General features: G+C 40.2%; 5 protein-coding genes. 3 read left to right on the top strand and 2 right to left on the bottom strand.

Annotated elements, in window-relative coordinates; translation table 11 throughout:
• The coding region (locus F3741_05740) for a Glu/Leu/Phe/Val dehydrogenase (GenBank protein MZG30302.1) at positions 1-1,204 on the bottom strand (1,204 nt) is incomplete at its 3' end.
• Positions 1,205-1,221: 17 nt separating this feature from the next.
• Between F3741_05740 and nadC the strand changes: the two genes are divergently transcribed.
• Together nadC and F3741_05730 are read left to right on the top strand one after the other, a co-directional pair.
• A complete protein-coding gene (gene nadC, locus F3741_05735; protein ID MZG30301.1) occupies positions 1,222-2,070 on the top strand; it encodes a carboxylating nicotinate-nucleotide diphosphorylase in 849 nt (282 codons plus the stop codon).
• A gap of 3 nt (positions 2,071-2,073) precedes the next feature.
• Positions 2,074-2,487 carry a hypothetical protein gene (locus F3741_05730; GenBank protein MZG30300.1) on the top strand — a complete coding sequence of 138 codons (414 nt, stop codon included), beginning with the start codon at positions 2,074-2,076 and terminating at the stop codon, positions 2,485-2,487.
• On the opposite strand, the gene F3741_05725 is transcribed toward F3741_05730, so the two are convergent.
• Positions 2,484-2,909 (bottom strand): DUF1566 domain-containing protein, encoded by a 426-nt coding sequence (locus F3741_05725; GenBank protein MZG30299.1) that lies wholly within the window; start codon positions 2,907-2,909, stop codon positions 2,484-2,486. The two genes, F3741_05730 and F3741_05725, sit on opposite strands and share 4 nt — an antisense overlap.
• A gap of 206 nt (positions 2,910-3,115) precedes the next feature.
• On the opposite strand from F3741_05725, the gene F3741_05720 reads away from it, so the two are divergent.
• Positions 3,116-3,664: a hypothetical protein gene (locus F3741_05720; protein ID MZG30298.1), complete on the top strand. Its 549-nt coding sequence runs from the start codon at positions 3,116-3,118 to the stop codon at positions 3,662-3,664.
• Positions 3,665-3,799 lie beyond the last annotated feature (135 nt).

Genomic DNA, 3,799 nt, shown 5'->3' with positions numbered 1-3,799 from the left:
CAGTTTTGTAGATCAGGTTTTCAACATATTTTCTGACACCCGTTTGACTGACTTTAATCATATATTCGTTGTCGATGGTCAAATTTCTTTCGACCGCACAACCGATCACTCCCCCGGCATTCACGATAAAATCTGTGAGCGATAAGATTTTACGCCTGTGATGAAGATAATATTCTGCAGGCATACTGCTTGGAGTGTTTGCGCCCTGTAAAATATAACGGCACTGAATTCGGTCTATATTTTTTGCTGTGATGGCATCGGGCCTGGCTGATGGAATCAGGATGTCGCAGGGAGCCTCTAAAAGCCAATCCAGCTTTTCCGCAGAAAACTTTTTTTCTATATCTAATGGGTAATTCAATAATCCGCCAGGTTTGTGACGAATTTGATTCAATGTGTTTGCATCTAACCCTTTAGCATTCCACAAAGCAATATTTATATCAGAGGCGCCAACCAAAGTAGCTCCTGATTCCTGTAGTTTCATGGCGATAGGAGCTCCTACATTTCCAAAGCCTTGCACCACAAACTTTGAGTTGGATAAATCCAATGATTCCTCTAAAGACTCAAGGGTTTTAGCAGCGGCAAATAACCCGTGGGCGGTGAGTCCCCATTCATCGATAGGAATACCGCCATTTTCAATGGGCCTTCCTGCTCCACCTCGCGAATGATTTTCCGTTCCCAACTTGCTGGAATGCGTATTGTGTATTATTTGTATATCATTTTCATTAGTTCCCATGTCTGGAGCAGGAGCATATTCATCAAATTCGTACAAGCATTCAGCAAGGTTTTCCATGAACTCTTGCCTGAGTTCACGGTTAACAACCATTTCATGAGACTTTAGAATGACACCTGCTTTGCCACCGCCATAGGGTAAGCAGGCGGCACTATTCTTTAAGGTCATGACACGTGCCAAACGCATTATTTCGTTCAAGCTGAGATCCTCGACCATCCGTATGCCGCCAAGGCCAGGACCTCTATCAATGTTGTCTACACATATGTATCCCCAGATAGATTGGTTGTCAGGATCAATTATTTTGTAAGATTTATGGGTTGTAAATCCTGAAGATATATTAAAGCGGTCAGTTTGGTCCTTGTCGGAAAATGCGACTAACCTCAGGCTTTTGGGAGGTTCAAACATAAGTGTTTCTTCTTGGCTTTGTGGAATTGAGTGCCTATAATTGGACGACGCAAAACCAATGTATATCATTTTAACGACTATAAAACATGTTTAAAAAATCACTTTTGACTGAAGATATTGAGTCGCTTGTGAAAACTGCTTTGGAAGAAGATTTAAAGAGTGGTGATATCACAACTAGAAATATTATACCTGAAGGCCACCTTTGTGAGGCGGAGGTGACTGCCAAGTCTTCACTGATATTATCTGGGTTGGATATCTTTAAGGCCGTTTTTAAGAAGTTGGATTCTGACACTGAATTCTTGTTGGAACCTTTTCATGATGGTGATTCTGTGACAGAAGGTTCAACGATTATCAAGTTTCGTTGTGATGGTATAAAAATTCTAGAAGGAGAACGGTCAGGGTTAAACATATTACAATGGCTAAGTGGTATCGCTACGCTTACAAGAAAGTATGTAGATAGAGCCAAGCCTGTGGTTGTCCTGGATACGAGAAAGACAACTCCCGGTCTAAGAGTTTTTGAGAAATATGCAGTTTCTTGCGGCGGTGGTACGAATCACCGGTTTGGATTGTATGATGCTGTGATGATTAAAGATAATCATATAAAATCTGCCGGGAGCATTTTTCGATCCGTTGAAAAAGTACGTGAAGCCCTGGGTAATACAAATAAAATTGAAGTCGAAACTCAAAACCTTGAAGAAGTTCAGGAAGCCCTGGAAAACAAGGTCGATATAATAATGCTCGATAATATGAACATAGATACGATCCATGAGGCTGTTAAAATAATCGATGGTCGGGCAAAAATTGAAATCAGTGGTGGTGTGACTTATGAAACACTTGATGAAATATCTAAAACCGGCGCGGACTTTGTATCCATCGGTGCATTAACCCATTCTGCACCTGCGGTGGATATCAGTATGAATATAATCGACTCTTAAACTATGCCTTGCAAAGACACGACAGCACAAATAACCGTTATATTGGATGAAAATGATTGTCTGGTTAATTTCGATTACTCTAAATTAACATGCCAGAAACCAGTTGGCGGAGGAACAGGTTTCGTCGAGTTTTGCAAAGGTCAACCTATCAACAGAATTATCGAACTTGAGTTCAGTGATTTGGTGGTAGACCTTGGGCTTACAAATACAGAAGAACAATTCTTATTGTATTTGGAATGGGATGCCCTCGGAGCAGCCCTGGAGCAGTATCTTGGGTGTCAAGATAAAGTGGATACCGGCAAATATCAAATTGCCACAATAGCCTACGAGGAAGACAAGGTGGAAATCCGCCAAATGGTAGCATCCCCAGAAGATATGCCCAAGATTATACCTTGCCGAAAGCGACTGACAAATTAATCGTTCGGATAAAGACGAACTAATCGGACATACCCCTGGGAATAGTCCTGGTCAAATTGTTGAGAGTTTCCTGAAGTGTAAGAAAAATAAAAAGCAGCTTGTTGATCAAAAGGTAGACACCAGGATGCATTTCCACCGCCTGGCGCAAAAAGTGGGTCAATGTGTAACTCGGTATTGGATCGACCTATGATGGTGCATTCAGGAATATAAATCTTTTCAATTTCTTCTTTTTCTGGAATTCGCCAGTCGTGGTAACCAAGATAATCTTTCTTATTCATTTCATCGACAAATTGAAGGGCTTCTTGAAACGTCAACCAATCCTGAGCTACTGGCCAGGAATCTTCTTTAGACCAGACCAAACCGGTTTCATGGTCTAACAAGGTTCCATCACCTTTATCTTCAAACCTGCTGGTATTATTCATTGTAAAACTCCAAAATTCACAGATAAATCAACAGCTAATAAAGCCAAAAAATAGAATATTAACGCAGCAGAATTATTCTGTGAAGTCCTAATTTTTAGAAATAAGCGGATTCATCAAATTGTTGCTAGAAATAAGTGCTTTTATTTGATAAAACCCAACAACCGATATTAACTTTTAGATGATTCAATAAATCAAAAAAAAGCCTAATGAACGCCAAATCCAATCAAATATTTTTCTTGTTGTTTTTCTTGTTTTTTATTCCGAATGTTGTTTTCGGGCAAACAACTTGTGGTGAAAAGATTCCTGCTATGGGAATTTTTGATCAAATTTCCCAGTATGCTCTGTGGCTGGCATTGGCACTTATGATCCCAGGCATTCTTTTAGATCAAACATTGTGGAAAAGGATATTATTATTTTTGGCTTTGGTTCCTTTCATCGGCTGGGTTTATGTTAATTTTTTTGTGGATTACAATGGACTAAAAAAACAAATTTTCACCCATAATGCAATGGCCGAAGCGACGCTGGCTAATATTGCTGAAGCTCAAGATAGATATAAATCAGAGCAGGGTACATATATTGGCGACCTCAGGAAACTTTATTCCCATATTGGAGGAGCAGGAGGGATGAACGAGTGTGTCAAGATATTAAATGTGAGTGCAGGGTTTGACCATTGGCGTGCTGAGGCAGGGCATATTTCCAGTCCTGATACAGTTGTTTGGGATAGTCGTGCAGGAACCTCGTTAAAAAAAGGTTGATAGAATTCTAATCTTCCCACCGGTCAACCATGCCGTTCAGAGAAACCATTCCCGTAACCTTGTTATTTTCAATTACCATAGCGTAAGATACATTGAAGTTTGTCAAAAACCTTGCCGCATAGGGAATTGGCATAT

It is taken from the genome of Nitrospinota bacterium, from assembly GCA_009873635.1.
GTDB lineage: Bacteria > Nitrospinota > Nitrospinia > Nitrospinales > VA-1 > LS-NOB.
This window is presented reverse-complemented; position numbering and strand designations above follow the sequence as displayed.